Genomic DNA, 20,236 nt, shown 5'->3' with positions numbered 1-20,236 from the left:
TTTTTGGACGATTATTAGTCAGAATTGTGGCTTGACAACTTGTTAATTTCAGACCATTAGTCCTAAAATTAAGCGTATTTATTGAAGCTGATTGTGCCAGTCAATTTAGTGTCAACAATTATTGCAGACTACGAACAATAATTCGCCATGGCCTCATATGTTTGTTGGACATGTGCTAGATCAAAAGTTTGGTGAATAATTTACCGGGGTGATGGGTTCTTTCAATACCACGGCTAATAAAATTGTGTAATTTGCAGCAAGTTGTCACGAACGCAATGTCATCACGCAAACCGATATTACGCCCAAATGGGTCGTTGGGGTTCATTTCAACCTTTTGTGACAACCCCTACCCGGCCCAAAATAGCACCCGGTCGCCCTACTCTTAAGCCTATTCCATTTCAACGCATTCTAAAACCGCTTCAACACCAGTTTTATCGGATCAATTGGGCAATTCAATGGTTTTGACGACAATATCCATTGCAACACACGTTTTGGCTGAAGCCTGGCAGATTGACATGACGGCTCATAGCAATGATTTTGCTAGCCCGCGTAATTACGCCGAACCACCCCCCGCACTAACAGCGTCATCCATCGCCCATAGTACTGACTGTCGCCCTGCTTAAGTTGCACGGTCGCCCTAGCTTGAAACCCGTTGCCATGACATGTTGGCGAAGAGCAATCAATCATTTAGTGGTCATCACCGGGCTGTCCTGGCACCTTGACGAGCGCCCAATCGGCATTAGTAAATGGGGATTACGGGCCATTAAAGTCAATTGATCCGTGGTATTTGCTAACGATACTGGCAGTGCCAGCTATTAACTATGACCGTAGCCACAATAATTTGATGGTACAAATTAGACGATCTGTCCCCTTTTAAACATTATAAAAAGATTATTACTGAAGTAACAGTCACTACTGTCAGTAATAATCTTTTTTATATCATCAGTTTAATTTTCATTCAGTGAACTTCGAACGCTAACGATTCATTTGGGTATTGATCTTGAAATGGCCACTGCCACTCAACTCTGCTTGATTTGACGCCGCCAGAGCTTGGCCTCCGCGATCCCGCAAGTCATCAACATAAGGATTGGTAAGTACAAGATAATATGATAGCGGCCCTGTACTTCTAATGGTAAAGCACTTAAGGTGAAACCGTCTAACAAAAGCGCTGCCATTAGCAAATAGTGGTTAAGATAGTGTTGATGCCATAGCAGTCCCAGCCCCATTAAAACACTGAATAACGCAATCACCAGCATTGCCTGCCAATAAACCGTCGCACTTGTAATCAATATAGGGGCTAAATAAAACCAGTGGCGGTTAAGCAAACCGGGATGATGGCTTAAGTTATATAAGCTCCAATCATAGCCATAATCCTCACGAATAAAGCCCTGCATTTTTTCATTAACAAATGACCCCAACTGTGGCTTGATTTGTTTGAGATTAGTCTGCAAAGTCCTCGCCATCGTTCGTGTGATTCGCGGATAGGCTTGCGTCAACGTGGGCGCCACCCGTAATTCGTGGCTGACGGTAGCTTGTAGTGCCGGGCTATAGGTCCCGTGACTTTTAACATCTGTCCCCGTAGCCAGGCTGTATAAAGTTTCAACTTGGGCTGGCGCAACCTTAAAGCCATATAACCAGCTGTCGAGATTAGTCGCTGTGAACATGAGCCCTAACACGACCGCAATGTATATGAGGAGCTGACGTACTTGAACGCGGTAAAGGTGGTGAGACTTAAGCAGGACACACAAACTCATCAAACCCAGTGCAATTAGCCAGACGCCCATGATTGGCCTCAGCATATTGGCCACGACAGTCATCACGATCGCTAACGCTAGGTATAGTCGTCGATCCGTGATTGTGGTCGTCGTGAGTGGAACTAATGCCCGCGTCAGCGCATACATCATGAGTAGGACGCTGGTGAAAAAGAACGGTTCACCACCATTTAAGAGCGTGCCGTACAGCCAATAAGCTGGAATCCAGTAAAAAATGAGGGCAGCCATGATGCCTAATTGTCGTGAGAGCCACCGTGCGACTAGCCAGTAAATTAAGACCATATCGACTAAAGTACACCCAATATTGATTAGTTGGCTGACAAAAAAGTTGGCCCCGCCAAAAGCCGCGACTAAACTGTAGCCGTTCGCGATATTTAAAGCGTGCGGAAAAACGACGTAATTGCCAACGATACCATGGTGTAACAGTTGGGTCCAGGTGAATCCTTGGGCACTAAACGCGGCTAGTGTATGGTAATTCCAGAAATCTGAGGTCGGGTCGATCTTTAACCCTGCAACTAGTGGAAATTTTAAGATAGCTAACCCCATCAGTGCTGCAACTAACCAGCTAGTTTGGTGGCGGCTCAACCACCAGCTGCCAAGGCCAATCGTGGCACCAATGAACAATACGAATAAACCAGCGCCTATCCAAGCACTGATTGCGAGGTGTAATTTCAGGTTGACTTGCCAGTTGGCGACAATCATCCACCCGAGTAAGGCAGCTGCAATCGTGAGAACGGTAATTTGAAATATCTTATAGCACCACTTCATCGGCATGCACCTTCATCTCAATATGAGCGTTTTAAGCCAGTATCTGGATATTTTGCAACGCGGGTCGTAACACCATGGTGCGTTTTGGCCCACCCCGTTTGACCACGTAACTGTCGGTAAATGGCGACGTATGGCGTCAGGCTAATGATCAATAGGAATGCTTGAAAGGTTAAACTCTGCTTGAGAGCATCTAAGAAGCCAACGGGTTGTTTCACGACGGCACAGTTGCGTTGATACAGTGCTGCTAATACCAAGCAAGCCGAAAAAGCAATCACCAGTAATGTCCCGATAGCCAAGTGATGCCACCCAACTTGCCAATGTTGTAGGCTACGGCTCACAAGCACGACTAACGTGATTAGACTGGTCAGTGGCACGATACAACCACTGATAGGCATCAAAATCCAAAAGGTCGTGTCCAATTTTTGAAAATGGTTCAGACGTCCCGAACGCCAAAGTGCTGGTAGATAACGCATGCATTGAACGGCACCCTGACACCAGCGTACCCGTTGACGAAAAAATGGGCGTAGTTGTTCAACGGCCTCTTGCTGGACAACCAAGGTATGATCAAAGGCCGTTCGCGTACCACCTAGCAGCCAGGTCCGCAAAGTGAATTCGAGATCTTCAAGTAAGCTATTCCCCCACGGATTCTGTAACGCTAAATCTAGCCGGACGAACTGACCATTACCTGACGCAATTCCCTGACCAAGGCGATTGCGTAACTGTTGGGTAGCATTATTAACCCCCATGAATTCAAAATTCTGCATCTTAGTCAGCCAGTTGGGCTGATTGTAGATATTCACGCTCGTTTGAATCATGGCCAACTGTGGTTCTTGTTCAAAGTGCGCCAGTACCCGCGTCAAATCAGCAGTATTCATGAATGCGTCCGCATCTAGGACCCCCACGATCGTCCGTTGCGGATCAGATTTTAGCGCTAACGTCTTATGAATATACTGGACGGCAGTGTTGAGGACGGCCCCCTTACCTGCACGCTGGTTGCCCGTGCGGTGTAGGATTTGTAAGAAGCGCGACGATGACTGAGTTAACAACAGTAGACTGTGATCAGTCGAATCGTCATCGACGGCAATGATCTGGGCGTGAACGGTTGGTGGTAATTGTTCGAGTGATTCAGTAAGTTGCGTAATCGTGCGCGAGATCACGTGTTCTTCATTGAGCACCGGAATGACCAAAAATAATTCATAGGGTGTGGGCCCTTTTTCATAGCTTTGAATGGGCTCCCGATAGTGATTGATCAACAATAAGTTAATAATAAAATACAAGTAAAAAACAACTGAAATCATAATTGCAACTCTGATTATTATCATCATAACTCCCCCATCGAAACTTATTAAGAAGGTATTATACGCATACTTTTTTAAAATGCCTATTATTTATGTTATGAAAACATAGTGAACGAATCATGCCTATTCTTTACGTCTTTTTCACGAGAAATTTACACTTATTCGGTAGTTAGTGCCGTACATAAATTGGTAGGATAGTATTATTAACTAATAAGGACGGCGGAGATTGATGAAAAAAGCAACTTGGGGATTACTCGCATTATTGATTGGACAACCGATCGTCATTTACACCGCGCAACGGGCCCTATTAACGACGATTCCGAGTCGCTATGGTCTGCTGGGAGCAATCGCTTATACGAGTGATCCGCACCATTATTTGGCGATGCTTGAGAGTGCGCTTATTCCGGCCTTATTAATCGCGCTTAAGCCGCTAAATCGGTATGCGGCACCCTATACTTGGTCAACGATTTTGAAAAGGACGCTCGGCTGGTGGCTATTTGGAATGAATTGGTTTATTCTGATCAGCCTGTTTGTTCAAGCTAGCTGGCTAAGCTGGGGTATCTTTCTTTGGTCACTCGGTGGCGCCATGGTCCTGCTCGCTAAATTATTAGGTGTCCTCAGTCAGTGAGTTAATCTGAAACGACAAAAAGATACTGGGTAGTCAGCAACATACCCAGTATCTTTAAATTAGTTAGTTGGTTTAATAACTAGTCATGGTGTAGTAGTGGTGTCAACATATCAATGATCCCCACTGAAGCACTTGGAAAGGCAAAAATCTTCTGACTTAACGTTGTGGCGGAGACGTGATCAGCAATAATCATGGTCAGTAAGTTAATCAGGTCTGGTGCGCCATTACCATAGATTGAGGCACCGACGAGGTAATTCTCTTGGTCAAAGACTAATTGTAAATCAGCGTCGACCTCGTTTTGATACTGAAAGGCTAACAGTTTACCATATGGCAGCGCTTGAACGTGAAAGTGTTCAGTATCATGCTGGGCAGCCTCGACACTGACACCGACTTGGGCGATTCTTGGTAGCGTAAAGACGACCGCTGGAATGACCGGATAATCAATGGCGGCAGTGCTACCAAGCAGTTGGCCGGCAATGTAGTTAGATTCAAAGATCGCGGTCGGGGTTAGCTTCGGCAAAGTCTTACTAATGACATCACCACTGGCGTAAATGTTTGGAATGCTTGTCCGCAAATGGTCGTTGACGATAATGCCGTGCCGGTCGGTCTTAATGCCAACTTTCGTTAGTCCTAAGTGTTCGATGTTTGGAATCCGACCAGTGGCCGCAATGATATCATCACTCTCAATCTTCAGGCCGCTGGCAGTGGTTGCCATTAACCCTGTGGCCGTTTTAGTCACTTGGCTAAGCGCTTCGCCAAAGTGGAAGTGCACCCCGGCTGCCTGTAGATGTGTGATCATCTTTTTAACGTGTTCTGAATAAAATGCGGGTAGTGCTCGATCGGCAAACTCAATAATATGCACTTCTGACCCTAGTAACACGGCCATGTTGGCAAATTCCAGCGAGATGATTCCAGCACCAATTAAGGTCAACCGTTTAGGCATGGTTGGTAGGTCAAGAAAATCACGACTGTCATGCATCAGGTCCGCACCCGGGATAGCCAGCTTGGCTGGTCGTTGTCCGGTCCCGATGACGATGGTATCCGCTGTATACGTGCTGTCCGCTACTTGAACAGTGTGGGTATCAGTCAGCTCACCATGACCGGTAATAATTGTAATCCCCAATTGTTTGAAGACGGCCGTCATTTGTACCGATAAAGGTTGAATGACTTGTTGCTTATAGGCCATCAACTGTGACCAATCGATGGTGGGCGTTGTGTTGACGCCAATCCCTTGATATTGTTTGAGTTGTTCAGTCAGCTCGAAGGGACCGTCTAACAGAATCTTAGCATCACAGCCAAAGTTAGTGCACGTCCCGGCGATGGTATCTTCTTCAATGATTGCTACCTTATGTTGCGCATGTGCTAGGGCCACTGCCGCATGCCACGTTGCGTGCCCGCTACCGATAAAAATTGTGTCATAATCTGCCATTAGAGATTCCTCCTAAAATTATATTTCAGTCGTACGCGATTGAAACGGTCAATAAAAAGGCCCGTTTAGGCCAAATCCTGTGATAATGCGGTAATAATCTTCTGGTTCAGGGCCAGTGCTTGTTGATATTCATCGACAGTCAGGTGGTAGCGACTGATACAAGTTGCAATCGCGGCTTCGATTGGTGCTTGTTGTTGCTTACCCTGCGTCGTGAGATGAATGAGTAACTGGCGCCGATCTGTTGCCGGTCGCTCGCGCTGCAACCACCCTGCGTCTTCCATGCGTCGCAAAAGCGGTGTCAAGGTGTTGCTGCTTAAGCGCAGAACCTGACCTAACTCGTGTAATGACTGGTCGTCGTGTTCCCACAATGCCATTAGTACGAGATACTGTGCGTAAGTCAGTTTGAATGGTGTTAACGCTTCGACATAAAATTTGTTAAATAACCGATTGGCATTGTATATGCTAAAACAAAGTTGATTAGCAAGGTCAATTTCTGGTGTCATGCGGATGCTCCTTTCAATCGTGTGCGATTGATTATCAGTATAAGCCCCTTGCCCGTAAAAAACAAGGGGTAAATAAATTTGTAATCTGCTGGTCGCCACAGACAGCGACTAATTCTAAACTTGTAAAAGCAGTTCACTCAAAAGCCTTTACTGCCCTTAGTCTTGGGTCAGTGACTTGATCATGAGCAAATCGGTTTGGCGATCGTCCCCCATCACAAAATCGTGAGCACTGAATTGTTCAAAGCCCCACTTCGCATAGAAGCCCTTCGCGGGTTCGTTATGCTCCCAAACACCAAGCCAGATCTTCTGCTTATGATCAGCTTTAGCAATTTGAATCGCTTGTTGCATAAATTGATTACCGAGCCCTTGGTGTTGGAAAGCTTTTCGGATATAGATTCGTTCGACTTCTAAAGTGTCTGGACCCATTGCTTCTGATTGTGCCGCACCGGTGTTTAATTTCAAGTATCCTAATGATTCACCGGCTCGTTCAACAAAATAAAATTGTGATTCGGGTTCCGCTAATTCATGGGTTAACTTGGGCAAGTTATATGCATCTTGTAAGTATGCGGCCATATTTTCAGAGGTGTTTTGTGCACCAAACGTGTCCTTAAAGGTTTCAATACTGATTTGTTGTAGTTTGTTCACGTCAGCAGTGGTGAGCCGCCGTGTCGTAATTTGTGACATGATCAATTCCTCCTATAGTTTCCTAGCAAAAACAGTCGGTCACACAATCAACGCTGTAAATGCGCTAATGATGTGACTGACTGCTTTATCTTAACATATTATTTAGCCTTTTTACCCCAATCAGGGATAATCTTACCATCTTCACTAATGGCGAGACCGTCGTTATTTTCTAACTCAGCTGCGTTCGGATCCTCGAAGTCATTTTCAAGCGCATCCACGAAACGAGCTGTCGACTTACCATCTAGATCATCAAAGAAGAAGTTCACAAAGCCGTCCAATTTAGCTTGGTCAACTTGTGGATGTTGCAACTGGTTGATCAACTCACCCGTGTTTTCCGCTAAACTACCAGGAATAAAATCAAAGTAGTTGAAGTAAAAGCTCCGGGATTGCATGTAATCCGCTAAGTCTGGCGCAAAGAAAATCATTGGCCGGTTCAGTAGTGCGTATTCGAAACAAACTGATGAGTAGTCAGTGATTAATTGGTCAGCAACGAGTAATAAATCGTTGATCTCACGATAATCAGAAACATCGTAATAGAAGTCCGAATATTCATATGGTAACGTTGGTTTGTTTTGCACAAACGGATGAATCTTCAGTAAAAAGACGTAATCTTCGTGTAACGCTTCGTAGATTGCTCTAAAATTCAACATTTCAAAGGGATAGTATGCTGATTGCTGACCATTGCCACGAAATGTTGGGGCAAAGAGAATGACTTTTTTGCCCTTGATGAATGGCAAATCTTGCGCGAGCCGTTCCCGGATTACCTGTTTCTTGGGCTCATCGAAAAAGATATCCGTCCGCGGAATTCCTAGCGGCTGAATCTTATCCGGCGCAATTCCAAATCCTTCCGCGTATTTATCCGCGATGTTATGCGAAGAAACCAAGGCTTTGGTGTAATTGCGATGATTTAACGATTGAACCTTAGGACCACCAGGCATCCCCAACCGGCTGTAACCAAATGTTTTAAAGGCACCGACCGCATGCCATACCTGAATCAAATCCGCATTTTCCCGGATATGCAATGGGTAAACTAGTGGGTAAAAGTCATCTAAAATCACATAGCGACTAGTAGCCAACGCTTTAGCCAACGTTCGAACCTCTTTCCAGGATTTTTTGGTTTTAATACTTGGCTTCAAATAGAATGAAATCTTAAAATCAGTATTGCGACGTTTTAATTCCTGGTAGATAAACTCGAAATTACCGGAGATTGTCACCCGACTATCGGAAACAAATGAAATTTGTTTCTTATGAATCGGTTGAAGGCAGTACCACCGATACCAGAGTTTTAGCGCCCGGCGTTTAATGGCACGCATCGCTACACTATCTAACCCGACATCTTCAGTAAACTCATTTTCAAGCGGGTTGACATCACTCAGTTTATATGAAGTGACCTTTAAGGCTTGGGCGGCTAAATTATACCGAAAAATTAGACTGTATGACTTATTGCTTTTCGCTGAATAGCTTGTCATTTTAGTCGTATAATTTAAGTCTTGCTGTGTTTCCACCACTTGACCAATGGAGGTTCGTCTGATAATCCAACCATTACCTAGATACTGTTTTAATTGTATCTTGATTTCATAAGTGCCTGGCGTTAGCGGTTTACCCTCACTGAGTGTCGAAAAGTTGATGTCACCATGATACCCGGCATATGGAAAATCAGCGTTTTGACCACGAACGTTGATCAACGGAATTTCTAATTCTTCATTCGTCTTGCTAGTCAAAATTAAGCTTTTAATAATTCGTTCAGTATCTTGTTCGGGATACTTTTCAAACCACGCCATTCCCTCAATCACTAAGTAAGAACTGTTGAATTCCAGCTTAGTCACTTGACGTTTGATCAATGATTCGGCATCTTTCTCAATTCGCAATGTATTTAGAAAATCAACGTCTTCCTTGGTCGTTTGTGCGTCCTCAACCAGTTCACGATTACGAGTATATTGCGGTTGATTCCGTCCGTATACGATGCGACGCGCGATTCGTTTTAGTCGTTGTATCATCTAATGTTCTCCCCCTGCTAATTTTTCAACAAATTGAACGACCCGTTCGGTATTATGCCCATCTTGATGTGGAAATGTCTTTTGCTTTAATTCATGTACATAAGATAGATCCATATGATCAACTTCCTGATTAATAAAATCGACAACTCGCGCCGCTTTGCTGAAGTGCGGTGCTTGCAAATATTGATAGTAATCGACATAGAATCCAGATGTTTGCATATAATCATCATAATCAGGCGTATACAGAATGATTGGTCGTTCAAAATAACTAAACGTCAATGATAATGACGAATAATCGGTTATAAATAAATCAATCGTTGGCATCAGCGTCTTAACCCGCTCAGCATCTTGGAAGATATGCACGTTGGATGGTAGCGTCATCGCTGACAGTTTTAAGTACGGATGCAGCGAAATGTACAGTTCCCATGGACCGGTCAGCTGCTGACAGGCCGCAATCATGTTGTTGACATATCCCATGACTTGCTGCTTACCCTGGACACCTTGCCGATAAGTCGGTGAGTATAGAATACGACGGGCGGCGAGCCGCGGTTGTTGTGGTTGTCGATTAAGCAACGAGTCGACCATTGGCGATCCAGTGGCAATGACGTGATCTTGATTGATAGCCATGGCATCTAGATAAGCAGGCTGATCAGACTTTGCATTGATCAAGACCCAATCATAATTTGTGTGCGGCTTCATGACGCTCTGATCAGCATTCGGTAAGCTGAGGCCAAACTTTTTCAATGAACCAATGGCATGCCATAATTGTACCACTTGATTATCATCATGTTTGTGAATTGCGTAAAGTGGAAAAAAGTAATCATCGATCACAAAGACGTCAGCCCTGGCAATCACGTATAGCGCTTTAATGGAGGCGAGCAAGAAGCCCACTTTTCCAGCCAGGGTGCGGTCATAATGATAGCAAAACACAGTAACCGGTTTAACGTTGGCAGTTTTTAGGCCCTGCTCAAGAGCTGCCAAATTGTCGTTTAATTGACCGCTGCGCATCGTGGCAAGTGTGATCCGTCCCTTCTTCGGGCCAAACACTTTATAAAAAAATTGATAGAATAAATTAAAGCTCGTGTGTAGTAACACGAGCTTTACCGTCTTTAGACGTCCCATTCCATCACCTCCTTGCCCCAATAATTAGTAAGTGCACTATCAAAGAAGTTGGTAATGTCTTGAATGGAACTCACTTTTTGAACGTAGCCAACTAAATTTTGCAACCGTTCGCGAGTGACTGGACTGGAGGATAAAATATCAACGGCACGTTTAAAATCTTCACGGCTGCTGCGACTGACGCCTCGTAACGTCAATCCTTCTGCAAGGACAGACCGGGTATCGATACCGACTGGGTTTTCAGAGACGCCCATTAGAATGGCAGTTCCCATCGGTTGAATATGCTGGATAATTTGTTGAATCGCTGCTTCACTGCCCTGGCCGCCGGTACATTCTAAGGCCTGACTGACCTTGACATCGGCTGGAATGTCATCGACCAGGTAAGTTTTGTCTGCAAATGAGAAATAATCTAACTTGGATTGATGCCGACCGAATACCAGCAACTGACTGTCTGGAAAAATTTGCTTAACCAGAGTCGCTGTAATATAGCCCAAGTTACCATCGCCCCAAATACCTATAACCCGTTGGTCCTCATCCATGGTACTTTCAAGCTTGGTTAATGCTTGAACGCCGACCGAGACCATCTCAATGAATGCGGCCATGTGTGGATCGAAGTCGCTTGGCATGGTGATTGCGCGGTCGCGTCGTAAACAAACATATTCTTGCATAAAGCCGTCGTAGCCGCTTGAACGGAATCTTGAAGAAGGTAAATAATTTTCCTGAATGATTGAATCCTTCTTAACGGGCGTATTAGGCACCATTGCGACGAGCGTCCCAGGCTTATACTCATTTCGAGGATCATAAACGACCTCACCCACGGCCTCATGGATCAGCGCCATTGGTAGCTTAGCACGTAATGCGGCTTGGGAGCGTTGGCCAAAGAAATAGCGCGTGTCAGCATGGCAGATCGATAAGAACTTTGGCCGCACGATCAAATCATCGGCGTCTACCTCTTCGGCGACCGTTTCAACTTCAAATTGACGGGGACTTACTAAGCGATAAACTTGATTTAACATCTTATGACCTCTTTTCTACTAATGCTGATGCAACGCGTAAGTCAAACGGCGTTGTGATTTTAAAATTATAATTTTCACCACGTACTAAACTAACCTTTTGACCAGCCAGCGAGCAGATTTTGCATGAATCAGACAGTGATGCCTTTTGTTCGGAGCTGAGTGCGTTATATGAGTCGATCAATGTTTTGATGTGAAAACTTTGAGGGGTTTGACCCTGATACATTTCGGAACGAACCGGAATATCGGTCACCTGATCATTAGCACCGCGGACGATTGTATCGATTGCTGGGACGACAGTATCGACTGCTTTATTTTCTAAAACGGCGACGATATTGTCGTTAATGATACGTTGTGTGATGAACGGCCGAACTGCGTCATGGGTAACAACAACATCATCGTCTTGAATCCCGTAATGATCTTGGATATAGTTGATTCCACTCATTAGTGTTTCGTTACGGTCGGCCCCACCAACGACAACGTGAACGCGCTCATCGGTGATGTACTTTTTAATGATATCTTCAGTATGGCTGACCCAATCGGCTGGACAGACAACCAAAATGGCATCAAAGCGACTTTCAAGTGTAAATTTTTCGATGGTATGGATTAAGATTGGTTTGTCGGCAAGCAGCAAGAATTGCTTTGGCATCGGAACATTGCCCATACGAGTTCCTTTACCGCCGGCTAATATTTGTGCATAAATCATATCTACATGACCCCATTCATTATTTAAATTATGTGGATAATGATAAATAAGAATTTTATGTTTTTTGTGAATAAATATGAAAGAAGTGTGACGTTCCTGGTAAGAATTGTTTTTTTATTTATTTGGTTAAAGTAAGATTATACGATTGGCTTAAATATATCTACGTATCCCGGCGCTCAATTTACAGGTAAAAGTGCCTAAACATACCTTTTAACACCATTTATGTGCATTAATTGGTATACTAGGCCTAGAAAAACTAACGAAATGGTTGTGATTATCTTTGACTCGTCTACGAAACTCTGGGTTGGACTTCTCTGTCGCGACGCTTAACTTCTTGGCTAACGTCGGTATTGTCCTGCCCTACGTTCTAATTCTCTTTAAGTATCAGCAGACCCACAACGCGAATTACTTAGCTGCGATCGTGGTCTTCTACGTGGCCCGGGCGGCGAGCGTCTTTGGGACTAAACACCTAAACCTCAAGGCTAGTAGTTATTTGCTCATTTGCCTCTGGCTGGGTGCGCTTGGTAGCTTGTTGTTCAGTTTGACGGCTAACATCGTGGCCGTGCTGGCTGGGGCCCTATTCTTAGGATATACATCCGCCAACATCTGGCCCTATTACTTGACGATCAAGTTACACTTGTCCGCGCAGACGGATTTTAAGTTAAAGAAAATTTACTGGTTAATTTTCTTAGTTCTCGGCATTCTCTTTGTGCTAGATTTTGCGCTGAACTGGGGTTACCGGCTTGCCTTTATCCTACTGGCGCTACTATTTATCATTGCGTTGCCTGCTGGCCGTTTGTTGAGTCAGTTTTCGCTCGCATTTTACGATCAACACGAAATGGCCCAAGTACGTCCCATCAAGCCGTGGCGCGTTGTGGTCTTTATCGTCTTCTTTGCTGCGATTGGTTTACTGACGTTACTTCGTAAGGCGAGCCTACAAATCGCACTACCGGCCGTATTAGGAATTATCGTCGTGGCCATTGTTCTACTAAATCTAGAACTAGCTGCTGATTGGCAATCCATGCCGGCTAACAAACTACGGATCGTTGATCGGGGCTTTTTACTGAGTTTTGTCCTACTGTTTAATAGTTTCTTCGGTGTCTTTGTCTTTGGCAAAATGGGGATGTACCTGGTCTTCGCCATCTATTTGTTGGGCTTTGAGACCGGCCGGCCACTATATTTATTATTGGGACGGCATGACTTACATCGTGCCACCACGATTGCGCGCGGTGGCTTGATTGTCGGCCATTTGTTAGTTGCCACGGCCCAACCCGTTTTATACGTTGCCGGTTTGCTCCTGATCTCGTTGTACGTCGGTTTTGAAAACCCAGCCATTAATACTAGCGTTTATGCCACTGAGGTTGATGATCCAGATCTCGCAATTATTCATAAATATCGCTTTTCCACTTATGGGGGCCTGCTTTGTCAACTGTGTTTCTTCGGCCTCTTAGTAATTGTTAGCAGTTTTCGACAATTAAACTTGCTCAATTTCTTCAATCCAGCTTCAACCGCTTTGAAGAACACTTATCTAGTAGGGATGGTTTGGCCCTTAACGGCGATTTCTCTGATTGTTACGCTGGTCACGCTCTACGGTCAGTATTATTTCAAACGAGCACAGTCAAACGACTAGGCACCATCTAAGGAGGCTTTACGACCATGATTTTTATTGCAAGTGCTGCAATCATCCTGCCACTGATTCTTCTCGGGGGCCTGAATTTATCCGCGACCCGTGGAATGACCATTAGCGCTCTGGTGGTGATTATTACCGGCTACTTTTTCTGGCAGATTAGTCCAACGGTCCTCACCGCCTCAATTTTGCAGGCGATTCATAAAGCCCTCCCCATCTTATGGATCTTATTTGGCGCCTTACTCATGCTCAACTGTTTGCGTGCCACTGGTGCAATCGACCGGATTAACCAGGGCTTTCAAAGTTTGTCTGCTGACATGCGGCTACAAACCGTTTTGGTAGCCTTCCTATTTGGGGGCTTGATTGAAGGTGTCTCGGGCTTCGGGACCCCAGCGATGGTCACTGCACCATTACTAATTGCACTCGGCTTTTCACCCATGGCGGCCGTTATCTTGGCCTTAGTGGCTGACTCGACCCCCGCAGCGTTCGGCGCCGTTGGAACACCATTGACCGTGGGACTGAGTAATGTGACCGAAAAAGCATCCGTCTTGAACTTGATTGGCCTGCGCATCACGCAACTCGATTTATTCGTTGGTGCGCTAATGCCAGCGGTGCTCATTTTAATTCTCATCATGTGGTTTGGCCCTAAGGCACACCGCTTGAAAAGCTGGCTTTCCGTCTTACCTTGGGCGTTAGTGATCGGTTTCGTTTACAGTCTACTGGCACTCCTCAGTGCTTGGCTAGTGGGTTATGAATTTGTTTCAATCATCGCACCGCTGGGAACGCTGGTTATTGCCATCATCACGATCCGATTGCACTGGTTGTTACCAAAGTCGAGCCAGTTGACGCCATGGCGGACGAACGGGATGGCAGCCCAGACGCCTGCGCCTAGTCCGATGAACCTGATGACCGCTTGGTTTCCTTACCTGTTGGTCGTTGTGCTATTACTCGCTAGCCGGGTCGTGACACCAATCAAACAGGTTTTGACCCGTTATGCTAACTTATCGTGGTCCCACATTCTAGGTTATAGTCAAATCAACTCTGATTGGGAACTCCTCTATTCGCCAGGGACAATCTTGGCGGTAGCGGCCATCATTGGGTTACTAGTACAAGCCCGTTCATTAAAGCCCTTACTACCAACTGCCCATTCGGTCATCCGTTCGATGGGCAACACCGCAATTGCCCTCGGTGTTACCCTGATCATGGTTCAAGTCTTCACTAATTCTGGCTTGAATCAGGCCAACCTACCCAGCATGCCAATGTATATCGCCAAGTTTATCGCGACCTATCTAGCTGGTGTTTGGGTCATCATGGCACCATTCCTAGGCCAATTAGGGGCGTTCGTAACTGGTAGTACCACGGTCTCGACACTGACTTTTGCGCAAATTCAAGCTGATATTGCGGCCAATGCGAGTTTGAAGCCCACGATTATCTTGGCAGCCCAGCTCGTCGGTGCGGCAGCCGGCAATATGGTCTGTGTCCATAATATCGTTGCTGTCAGCTCAGTCGTTGGCCTGAGTGGTCAAGAAGGCGCCATCTTACGTAAAACACTACTACCAGGTCTGGGTTACGCCCTGTTAATTGGCGTTGCCGGGTGGCTACTATTACGTCTCTTAGCTTAACTGAATGTGTATAAAGGCACTAATCACCTTAACTGCGGCTGATTAGTGCCTTTATTTCATGAATGGATTAGACTAAAATAGGATTATAATTTTCAACGCAAAGGAGGCACCGACATGCAAGTGCGCTTAGTGCCAAACTTACAACTCGGTGAACGGATTATCGGGCCGACCCCCGACCCTGAGGCCAATCGCGCGCTTTATCAACGTTATGCGAAACGATTACAGGCGCGGCTAGGTATCGGCTTTCAAGTCTACCTAGATATGAGTGACGGTTATGATTTACTGCATGCGCGTGATTACGACACCGATACTTGTTGGGTGGTTGCAGCGGCTGTTTACCAAGCATTAACTGATTCTGCCGTGATCACCCACCACCGTATCATCTCGCTGAGTGACCAAGCACTTATCTTAAAAGCGACGCAGCCCATCGAACAACAACTGCGCCAATCTCCCACTGATCAATAGTCGCGATTCACCAGCTGGCAGTCGAATGAGATGAAAATAACGCCTAACCAACAAAAGTAGCAGTGTACTAGCCATCTCTGGCTGATTACGCTGCTACTTTTGTTTGTCAGCTCACTGCTTAATTTAACGAGCGTAGAAACTAGTTATTGATTATTGCATACTGGCAGCCATTTTGATAGCCGTTGCCATCTCTTGAGCCTTGACTTGATAAACCACTTTACCAGCTTGCCATTGGATAACTTGGTCTAAAGGTCCAGAGCCTGACGAAATCGCGTCAAAAGTGATGGCGCCGACCGACTGTGGTGCTGGTAAGTAGACCTGCTCGAAAGTAGCGACGGCCTGTTTAGCTAACGCGACGCCCGCATCTTCGTGCATCATGTTCGCATGCACGGTCAACGACCAGCGGCCCTCATTCCACATGATATATCGTTGACCAGCACCCGCGTCGATATGCGCGGTGATTTGATGACCGAGATCGACGGTTGGCAGCCCTGCTGTGGATTTATTATCACGATAACCCACCTGCTGGGCCGCGGCATTAGTTGTCGCATAGGTCGTCTTAGTGACAGTCGCATAAGCCGTTTCATCCACCACGGCCGCCGCGTTGAATGGCTGGGCCTGTTGTCCCACACTATAATTGATGGTGTAATTGGCTGCGTCACCTGAATAGCGCATGTTCAACTTCGAACTGCCACTAGTTAACCCATCGACTTGTGGAACGAGCGCCTGCTTTCCCAACGTCTTAGTCAATTGTTGATTCAATGCTGCCAGCCGGGTCGTAGCCGTGGGCTGGGTGACCGACTTGTTAGCGGCGCTGGCGGCCCGCTCACGCGCTGTTCTAGACGAGCGCGTGGCTGCGGTTTGAGGCCGACTACTAATACTACTGGTAGCCTTAGCCTTCTTTTGGGTGCTGCTAACCGTTGCCTTGGCACTCGTGGTCGTCTGACTAGTTGACTTGGAATCCTGGTGTGTTGGTGATGAACAGCCGACCAACAAGACGGCAAGTGGTAATACGAGCAAGTTGCGATAATTCATACTGTTCCCCTCCCCAATAATCATGTCACGGCTGATACGTGGTCGTCAGCAACGTCCATGATGTTTGACTTAATTATAGAATAGAATGCACTATTAGGGGTGATTATTGCACCTTACAAAAATCGCCGGCCATTAGCTGGTAAACTAATTGGGTTTACCAAGACTGATGACCGGTGATTACAATTATCGTTTTTAAACGGTGCGATGCATACTTCGTTCGATGACTAATAAAATGACGAACCAAACGACTGAACCGATGACTGCCCAACGGTTGACTTGATCAAAGCACAAGACGACCGTCACCGCGATAAAGAAGGCCAAGGTCGCGATGTTGGAAACAGGGAACAGGGGCAGTTTAAACGGATTATGCGTACTGTCAGTGGTTCGTTTGTAAACGTAATGGCACACCAACAAGGCACACCAAACAATGATGAAGTTGGTTGTTGCCACGTTAGAGATCAACGTGAAGACGGTACTTGGAATCACGTAATTCAACGCCACGATCACCAGTAAGATCAATGATGAGAATAACAATGAGCGGGCGGGAACGTTGTAACGATTGACCTTTCCCATCCATTTCGGCGCGTTGTCACCGTGCGCAAGTGTAAATAGTGTTCGACTCGTACTGAAGATGGCACTATTACAAGCCGAGAGCGCCGCGGTCAGAACCACGAAGTTGATAATGCTGGCCGCGGCTTTGATCCCAACGTCGCTGAAAACTTGCACAAAGGGTGACTGACTGGTCGTGATCTGATCCCAAGGATAAATTGCCATGATCACGAATAAAGCGCCCACGTAGAAGAATGAGATTCGAATGGGTAAGCTATTGATGGCCCGTGGTAATTCTTTTTCTGGGTTTTCGGCTTCCCCAGCTGTAATTCCGACCATTTCGATGCCTGTAAACGCAAAGATAACGAGCGAAAATGACATCAAGAAGCCCTGGACGCCTGTTGGGAAGAAGCCCCCGTGACTGACCAAATTTGTCACCGAGACCGTTTGCCCACCGACATGGGCCGATGAACCAATCAAGATAGCCCCCGTCACGATCAAAGCAATGATAGCCACCACTTTAATCATCGAAAACCAATATTCTAATTCGCCAAACGCACTGACGGAGAGCATATTGAATACTAATAAAATCAAAATAATTATTAAGGGTGTCACCCACTGCGGGATCCACGGAAACCAGTAACGAATGTAGATACCACTCGCAGTCAAGTCAGCCATAGCTAAACTGATCCAGCAGAGCCAATAGGTCCACCCAATGGCAAACTCGAAACGTTTACCTAAATATCGATTAATGAATTCTAGAAACGAATGTAAACGCGTATCCGACAATAATAGCTCGCCCAGTGCTCGCATCATCAAGTAACAGAAGAAACCGCCAATGGCATAAGCCAACAAGATCGACGGCCCCGCCTGTTTGATTGCTGAACCGGATCCTAAAAAGAGCCCGGTTCCAATCGCGCCACCAAGCGCAATCATCTGCACGTGACGGCGTTTTAGTTTACGGGCAAGTTGCTGATTTTCCATATGACCTCAACTTTCCTTTAATCCAATTTGATAATAATTTTCATAAAAATACAGATTTTTTCACGTTCATTCATTTTATGATAAAATAATCCGCCGTGCAACTTTTGCCACCGAAGGCAACCGTAAAAAACGGGTTTTAATTGCCATGCAGGATTTTTTCTGGTATCTTTAATTACTTTGATTATTACTGGAATACCAGTCATTAGAGCTAAAGGAGTTTACTTATGCCAACTAAAACAACTGATACTTTCTGGAAAAGATTCTTCAAGGGCGTCGTCATCGCCCTCGGTTTTATTTTACCGGGCGTCTCAGGTGGGGTTCTCGCCGCCATTCTCGGTATTTACGAGCGACTGTTGGGCTTTATGGCCCACTTCCGTCGTAACTTTAAACGGGACTTCTGGTACTTTGTCCCCGTCGGATTAGGAGGCATCGTCGGGATTGCCCTGCTTTCCGCCCCGCTGGAATACTTACTTGCACACGCTCAGGTGATCGTTCTCTGGGGGTTCGCAGGGGCCATCATCGGGACCTTACCAGCCCTGATGAAAACTGCAACTAGTCGGGCGCCACGTGACTGGCTCGACGGAGTTTGGTTCTTCGGGACCTTCATTATTAGTGCCGGCCTACTTTACTTTATGAGTGAGCTGTTTGGGACCTTGCCCGCTAACTTTGGTGGTTTCATCGTTGCGGGAGCGCTGATTGCCTTGGGCGTCTTAGTGCCGGGACTGAGTCCTTCCAACTTGCTACTTATTTTAGGCCTTTTCACACCCATGCTGACGGGCTTTAAAAGACTAGATATCGTAGGCGTCTACTTACCGATCGCCATCGGTGGCATCCTGGCGATGGCGTTGTTCTCGAAGTTGATGGATCACCTATTAGTGAAGTTTCATTCCCGAGTCTACCATTTCATATTAGGTATTGTTCTGGCTAGTACCATGCTGATATTGATTCCGAATCCATATGCGGCTGAGAGTATCTCATATGCGCATGCCACACTCAGTACCTACCTATTCAGCGCCATAGCTCTTGCTGTGGGAATCGCGCTGGGTTACTGGATGAGTGCTTTAGAAAGTAAATATAAATAGTGCCACTGACCGTTGGCAATCTTGACGAATGCCGTTGTGCGGTCACGGTTAACCAAAAAACTGAGCGTCGGAATGTGAAAATTCCAGGCGCTCAGTTTTTTTGGTTAACTACTCAATCAGCCACCTTAACTTTGATTGCGACGTCGCCGCGGCTGCAATCGTCGCAATTCGTTGACTTGTGCTTGAATCTCACCTAACATTTGTGTTTGCATTTTCTGGATTTCAAGCATGTTTGGTTCATCTTGTTGAATTAAATGATCGACTTTCGAGTGCAGGACCCGGATCTCCTCTTCAGACATCGAGTTCACTTTAAAATCATTGGCCGCTTGTAGCCGATCATACTCAGCTGCCCGATTCTGACTCATCATGATCAATGGTGCCTGGATTGCTGCGACCATGCTTAAAAATAAATTTAATAAAATAAAGGGATAAGGGTCAAAATGATGGCTAAAAATTGGTAAGACGTTGAGCAACATCCACACGAGCATCACCACGACAAACGAAATGATAAACGCCCAGCTCCCCCCGAACCGTGCGACCCCATCCGCGACCCGTTGACCAAATGTCAATGAACTTTCCAGCTCGCTATTAACATCGACGACCCGATACGTGTGGTTAGCGAGAATCTTAGATAATTGCGCATTGACCTTATCATTTTGTTGATAATCGTTCTCGATCATCGCATCCATCTTTGCTAAGCGATAATGTACGAGATGCTCACTACAAATGAAACTGCTATTATGGGCCTGCGGAAAATCTTTTAAAATCATTTGCCGCAAACTAGTTTCCAATTCTTCTAATCGCATACCGTCCACAACTTGGTAACGTTGTTGATCGACAATGCACACTGCTGTTTTCGCCATTAGACACACACCTTTCTCTGATCCCGGCGTGAGAATTACGTGAACAATGCGGCCCCCTTGATTAGCAACCGGAACCTAACATCGCAAAACCA

18 protein-coding genes are annotated in these 20,236 nt (G+C 45.9%); 5 read left to right on the top strand and 13 right to left on the bottom strand.

Features of this window, described 5'->3' with window-relative positions; genetic code table 11:
- Positions 1 to 540: 540 nt before the first annotated feature.
- The 3 genes from MMY95_RS06375 to MMY95_RS06365 all read right to left on the bottom strand — a co-directional run bounded on the left by MMY95_RS06375 (position 541) and on the right by MMY95_RS06365 (position 3,865).
- Positions 541 to 687 carry a hypothetical protein gene (locus tag MMY95_RS06375; protein ID WP_241277552.1) on the bottom strand — a complete coding sequence of 49 codons (147 nt, stop codon included), beginning with the start codon at positions 685 to 687 and terminating at the stop codon, positions 541 to 543.
- A 332-nt stretch (positions 688 to 1,019) separates the two neighbouring features.
- Positions 1,020 to 2,546 carry a hypothetical protein gene (locus MMY95_RS06370; RefSeq protein WP_015640410.1) on the bottom strand — a complete coding sequence of 509 codons (1,527 nt, stop codon included), beginning with the start codon at positions 2,544 to 2,546 and terminating at the stop codon, positions 1,020 to 1,022.
- An 11-nt stretch (positions 2,547 to 2,557) separates the two neighbouring features.
- Positions 2,558 to 3,865 (bottom strand): glycosyltransferase family 2 protein, encoded by a 1,308-nt coding sequence (locus tag MMY95_RS06365; protein ID WP_011101566.1) that lies wholly within the window; start codon positions 3,863 to 3,865, stop codon positions 2,558 to 2,560.
- Between the two features lie 202 nt (positions 3,866 to 4,067).
- Between MMY95_RS06365 and MMY95_RS06360 the strand changes: the two genes are divergently transcribed.
- Complete coding sequence (locus tag MMY95_RS06360) at positions 4,068 to 4,466, top strand: hypothetical protein (RefSeq protein ID WP_003645035.1); 399 nt, start codon at positions 4,068 to 4,070, stop codon at positions 4,464 to 4,466.
- 79 nt (positions 4,467 to 4,545) lie between these two features.
- On the opposite strand, the gene MMY95_RS06355 is transcribed toward MMY95_RS06360, so the two are convergent.
- The 7 genes from MMY95_RS06355 to MMY95_RS06325 all read right to left on the bottom strand — a co-directional run bounded on the left by MMY95_RS06355 (position 4,546) and on the right by MMY95_RS06325 (position 11,917).
- Entirely contained in the window at positions 4,546 to 5,895 is a 1,350-nt protein-coding gene (locus MMY95_RS06355; RefSeq protein WP_003645036.1) for an NAD(P)/FAD-dependent oxidoreductase, read from the bottom strand.
- Positions 5,896 to 5,960: 65 nt separating this feature from the next.
- Positions 5,961 to 6,398 carry a MarR family transcriptional regulator gene (locus MMY95_RS06350; RefSeq protein ID WP_003645037.1) on the bottom strand — a complete coding sequence of 146 codons (438 nt, stop codon included), beginning with the start codon at positions 6,396 to 6,398 and terminating at the stop codon, positions 5,961 to 5,963.
- A 156-nt stretch (positions 6,399 to 6,554) separates the two neighbouring features.
- Positions 6,555 to 7,082 carry a GNAT family N-acetyltransferase gene (locus tag MMY95_RS06345; protein ID WP_027821457.1) on the bottom strand — a complete coding sequence of 176 codons (528 nt, stop codon included), beginning with the start codon at positions 7,080 to 7,082 and terminating at the stop codon, positions 6,555 to 6,557.
- Positions 7,083 to 7,180: 98 nt separating this feature from the next.
- On the bottom strand, positions 7,181 to 9,079 hold the full coding sequence (locus tag MMY95_RS06340; RefSeq protein WP_202861367.1) for a CDP-glycerol glycerophosphotransferase family protein: 1,899 nt from the start codon (positions 9,077 to 9,079) through the stop codon (positions 7,181 to 7,183).
- Entirely contained in the window at positions 9,080 to 10,201 is a 1,122-nt protein-coding gene (locus MMY95_RS06335) for a CDP-glycerol glycerophosphotransferase family protein (protein WP_011101562.1), read from the bottom strand.
- A complete protein-coding gene (locus tag MMY95_RS06330) occupies positions 10,189 to 11,214 on the bottom strand; it encodes a ribitol-5-phosphate dehydrogenase (protein ID WP_053267295.1) in 1,026 nt (341 codons plus the stop codon). Before MMY95_RS06330 ends, MMY95_RS06335 begins: the two co-directional genes overlap by 13 nt.
- Position 11,215: 1 nt before the next feature.
- A complete protein-coding gene (locus tag MMY95_RS06325; protein ID WP_003645042.1) occupies positions 11,216 to 11,917 on the bottom strand; it encodes a 2-C-methyl-D-erythritol 4-phosphate cytidylyltransferase in 702 nt (233 codons plus the stop codon).
- Between the two features lie 280 nt (positions 11,918 to 12,197).
- Between MMY95_RS06325 and MMY95_RS06320 the strand changes: the two genes are divergently transcribed.
- The 3 genes from MMY95_RS06320 (at position 12,198) to MMY95_RS06310 (ending at position 15,631) form a co-directional block, all read left to right on the top strand.
- Entirely contained in the window at positions 12,198 to 13,547 is a 1,350-nt protein-coding gene (locus MMY95_RS06320; protein WP_016511701.1) for a hypothetical protein, read from the top strand.
- Positions 13,548 to 13,573: 26 nt separating this feature from the next.
- Complete coding sequence (locus MMY95_RS06315) at positions 13,574 to 15,166, top strand: L-lactate permease (RefSeq protein WP_011101559.1); 1,593 nt, start codon at positions 13,574 to 13,576, stop codon at positions 15,164 to 15,166.
- Positions 15,167 to 15,280: 114 nt separating this feature from the next.
- Positions 15,281 to 15,631: a hypothetical protein gene (locus MMY95_RS06310; RefSeq protein WP_003640537.1), complete on the top strand. Its 351-nt coding sequence runs from the start codon at positions 15,281 to 15,283 to the stop codon at positions 15,629 to 15,631.
- 150 nt (positions 15,632 to 15,781) lie between these two features.
- On the opposite strand, the gene MMY95_RS06305 is transcribed toward MMY95_RS06310, so the two are convergent.
- Both MMY95_RS06305 and MMY95_RS06300 read right to left on the bottom strand, forming a co-directional pair.
- Positions 15,782 to 16,666: a hypothetical protein gene (locus MMY95_RS06305; protein WP_053267294.1), complete on the bottom strand. Its 885-nt coding sequence runs from the start codon at positions 16,664 to 16,666 to the stop codon at positions 15,782 to 15,784.
- Positions 16,667 to 16,858: 192 nt separating this feature from the next.
- Positions 16,859 to 18,199, bottom strand: a complete 1,341-nt coding sequence (locus MMY95_RS06300) for an amino acid permease (RefSeq protein ID WP_015825582.1) — start codon at positions 18,197 to 18,199, stop codon at positions 16,859 to 16,861.
- A gap of 224 nt (positions 18,200 to 18,423) precedes the next feature.
- On the opposite strand from MMY95_RS06300, the gene MMY95_RS06295 reads away from it, so the two are divergent.
- A complete protein-coding gene (locus MMY95_RS06295) occupies positions 18,424 to 19,281 on the top strand; it encodes a DUF368 domain-containing protein (RefSeq protein WP_003640533.1) in 858 nt (285 codons plus the stop codon).
- 125 nt (positions 19,282 to 19,406) lie between these two features.
- Here MMY95_RS06295 and MMY95_RS06290 read toward each other — a convergent pair whose 3' ends face one another.
- Positions 19,407 to 20,144, bottom strand: coding sequence for a DUF1003 domain-containing protein (locus tag MMY95_RS06290; protein ID WP_003645047.1), 738 nt, complete (start codon positions 20,142 to 20,144; stop codon positions 19,407 to 19,409).
- Positions 20,145 to 20,236 lie beyond the last annotated feature (92 nt).

The sequence above is a fragment of the Lactiplantibacillus sp. ME-2 genome, from assembly GCF_022549155.1.
GTDB classification, from domain to species: Bacteria; Bacillota; Bacilli; order Lactobacillales; family Lactobacillaceae; genus Lactiplantibacillus; species Lactiplantibacillus plantarum.
This window is presented reverse-complemented; position numbering and strand designations above follow the sequence as displayed.

Excerpts from the sequence above, each read along its gene's own strand:
- MMY95_RS06310 (WP_003640537.1), top strand. The coding sequence starts at position 15,281 with ATGCAAGTGCGCTTAGTGCCAAACTTACAACTCGGTGAACGGATTATC.
- MMY95_RS06350 (WP_003645037.1), bottom strand. The coding sequence starts at position 6,398 with ATGACACCAGAAATTGACCTTGCTAATCAACTTTGTTTTAGCATATAC.
- MMY95_RS06375 (WP_241277552.1), bottom strand. The coding sequence starts at position 687 with ATGATTGATTGCTCTTCGCCAACATGTCATGGCAACGGGTTTCAAGCT.
- MMY95_RS06295 (WP_003640533.1), top strand. The coding sequence starts at position 18,424 with ATGCCAACTAAAACAACTGATACTTTCTGGAAAAGATTCTTCAAGGGC.
- MMY95_RS06360 (WP_003645035.1), top strand. The coding sequence starts at position 4,068 with ATGAAAAAAGCAACTTGGGGATTACTCGCATTATTGATTGGACAACCG.
- MMY95_RS06315 (WP_011101559.1), top strand. The coding sequence starts at position 13,574 with ATGATTTTTATTGCAAGTGCTGCAATCATCCTGCCACTGATTCTTCTC.
- MMY95_RS06335 (WP_011101562.1), bottom strand. The coding sequence starts at position 10,201 with ATGGGACGTCTAAAGACGGTAAAGCTCGTGTTACTACACACGAGCTTT.
- MMY95_RS06330 (WP_053267295.1), bottom strand. The coding sequence starts at position 11,214 with ATGTTAAATCAAGTTTATCGCTTAGTAAGTCCCCGTCAATTTGAAGTT.
- MMY95_RS06370 (WP_015640410.1), bottom strand. The coding sequence starts at position 2,546 with ATGCCGATGAAGTGGTGCTATAAGATATTTCAAATTACCGTTCTCACG.
- MMY95_RS06305 (WP_053267294.1), bottom strand. The coding sequence starts at position 16,666 with ATGAATTATCGCAACTTGCTCGTATTACCACTTGCCGTCTTGTTGGTC.
- MMY95_RS06300 (WP_015825582.1), bottom strand. The coding sequence starts at position 18,199 with ATGGAAAATCAGCAACTTGCCCGTAAACTAAAACGCCGTCACGTGCAG.
- MMY95_RS06290 (WP_003645047.1), bottom strand. The coding sequence starts at position 20,144 with ATGGCGAAAACAGCAGTGTGCATTGTCGATCAACAACGTTACCAAGTT.
- MMY95_RS06355 (WP_003645036.1), bottom strand. The coding sequence starts at position 5,895 with ATGGCAGATTATGACACAATTTTTATCGGTAGCGGGCACGCAACGTGG.
- MMY95_RS06340 (WP_202861367.1), bottom strand. The coding sequence starts at position 9,079 with ATGATACAACGACTAAAACGAATCGCGCGTCGCATCGTATACGGACGG.
- MMY95_RS06345 (WP_027821457.1), bottom strand. The coding sequence starts at position 7,082 with ATGTCACAAATTACGACACGGCGGCTCACCACTGCTGACGTGAACAAA.
- MMY95_RS06365 (WP_011101566.1), bottom strand. The coding sequence starts at position 3,865 with ATGATGATAATAATCAGAGTTGCAATTATGATTTCAGTTGTTTTTTAC.
- MMY95_RS06325 (WP_003645042.1), bottom strand. The coding sequence starts at position 11,917 with ATGATTTATGCACAAATATTAGCCGGCGGTAAAGGAACTCGTATGGGC.